Origin of the sequence: Shewanella sp. 10B (assembly GCF_023475885.1) — a bacterium.
Taxonomy (GTDB): domain Bacteria; phylum Pseudomonadota; class Gammaproteobacteria; order Enterobacterales; family Shewanellaceae; genus Shewanella; species Shewanella mangrovisoli.
In genome coordinates this window covers 1-368 of the sequence record NZ_JAMDJO010000031.1, presented here as the reverse complement: position 1 = coordinate 368, position 368 = coordinate 1, and the positions used below count along the sequence as shown (strand labels likewise).

Below are 368 nucleotides of genomic sequence, written 5' to 3'. Positions count from 1 at the left end.
GCTCAGCTGGTTAGAGCGCACCCCTGATAAGGGTGAGGTCGGTGGTTCAAGTCCACTCTGACCCACCAATCCTTTGAGGGTTGGGACATCTGATACTCGCACTGCATGTAAGTGGGGCTATAGCTCAGCTGGGAGAGCGCCTGCCTTGCACGCAGGAGGTCTGCGGTTCGATCCCGCATAGCTCCACCACTTACTGCAATCTGGTTAGAGATGCCAAAGATAAACTGAAAAATTATCTTTGGCTTTTTTAAGCCCGCTCTTTAACAATTTGGAAAGCTGATAGTAATTAATACAATGATGTCTGTCGTTGTGTTAATACGAAAAAAATTGAGTTCTTAAAACACTTTTTAAGTGTCTTGAATATTCAA

Annotated in this window: 1 tRNA gene; it reads left to right on the top strand. The window is 44.6% G+C overall.

The features are described from left to right. The first annotated feature begins 113 nt into the window (after positions 1–113). Positions 114–189 (top strand) — tRNA-Ala (locus M0415_RS21325). The last annotated feature ends 179 nt before the right edge of the window (positions 190–368 follow it).